The 1,222-nt window shown below is 46.6% G+C and carries 2 protein-coding genes; both read right to left on the reverse strand.

The window, feature by feature from the left end:
* On the reverse strand, window positions 1-554 hold a 554-nt coding region (locus R7P69_RS24840; protein ID WP_318121771.1), incomplete at its 3' end, for a glycosyltransferase.
* A 150-nt stretch (window positions 555-704) separates the two neighbouring features.
* Window positions 705-1,222 (reverse strand): glycosyltransferase family 4 protein (locus R7P69_RS24845; RefSeq protein WP_318121772.1); only part of this gene is annotated, 518 nt, incomplete at its 5' end.

The raw sequence follows: 1,222 nt of genomic DNA on the forward strand, positions 1-1,222 counted from the left end.
GCTTTGATGTCGATAGGCGCTTCAGAGTCATCCAAAGAGACGCCGTTGTGCACTACGTGCAGTTGCTCTTCTGGATAACCATCGCGCAGAATTTCGCGGCCTACATCTTTGCTCACACAGATTAGTTTCGGCGAAAGGTGCAAGCCAAGCGAAAAACGATCGCGCAGCGTGTAGTGACAATGCAATTGCGTGACTAGAGGTACATGATTCATGCGTGCGGCTAAGGACATCCATTGGCAAGGGCCACCGCTGTTGACATGAACGAGGTCGATATTGTGCTTCTCGATGAGCGCTGAACCTTGTTTGATCAGGTTATTCCAACCCGTGATGTCCCAACGCGGCGCACACCAGCCACCGACGAGATTGAACGTAGAGTGCTCTGCTTTGATACCAAGATCTTGGCATTTCTCAATCAGAGGTTGGCAGTTCGACCAGACAATTGGCTCGAACTTGTCTCGGTCGATACCCAAGATAAGATCGAGTAGTACCACTTCACTGCCGCGAATCCAATTATCACCATAATGAACGTAAAGAATGCGTTTTGGAGTAGTCATAAGTCACCTCGGTCTTATCGTTAATCTAATTCGACTACTGCAACCGAGATGCCAAAATATGCTATTGGTTTAAGTGATTGAAATGTATGGGTGAGGAGATGGAAACCAAGAAGCAGCGAAACAAATTCTCAATTTGAGAACCAATATGGGTTAGTTATCCATCTCAATTTGATATTGCGTTAGCAATACGGGAATAACGCTCTCTGTTGAGAACTGTTCTACGATCGTTTGGCGTGCGTTTTTACGGATTCGTTCTTGTTGGCTTTTCTCCATCGCCATCCAGTGTTGTAGATTTAGCGCGAGAGCGGGGACATCATCGGCAATAAAGCCATTGTTGCCTGTTTGAATGATGTCGGGTAAACGTCCGATCTTTAGACTGATCACCACAATGCCGCGTGCCATTGCCTCAAGTGCCGCCATGGGTAGTCCTTCGAAGCGAGAAGAGATAATCAATACGCTGATATTTTCCCATACCGCGTTCATGTCTGTTTGATGACCATGAAAAATGACATTCGCTGGTGCGGTTGTCTCTAAGTTTTGTCGCTCAGGCCCATCGCCATAGATAGAGAAGCGATAATCAGGGCAGGCTTTTGCTAACTCGATAAATTGATCTGCGCCTTTTTCATGGCTTAAGCGACCAACAAACGAGATCTCTTGATAATGCTTGT

This window comes from Vibrio sp. 661, assembly GCF_033339315.1.
Taxonomy (GTDB): domain Bacteria; phylum Pseudomonadota; class Gammaproteobacteria; order Enterobacterales; family Vibrionaceae; genus Vibrio; species Vibrio alginolyticus.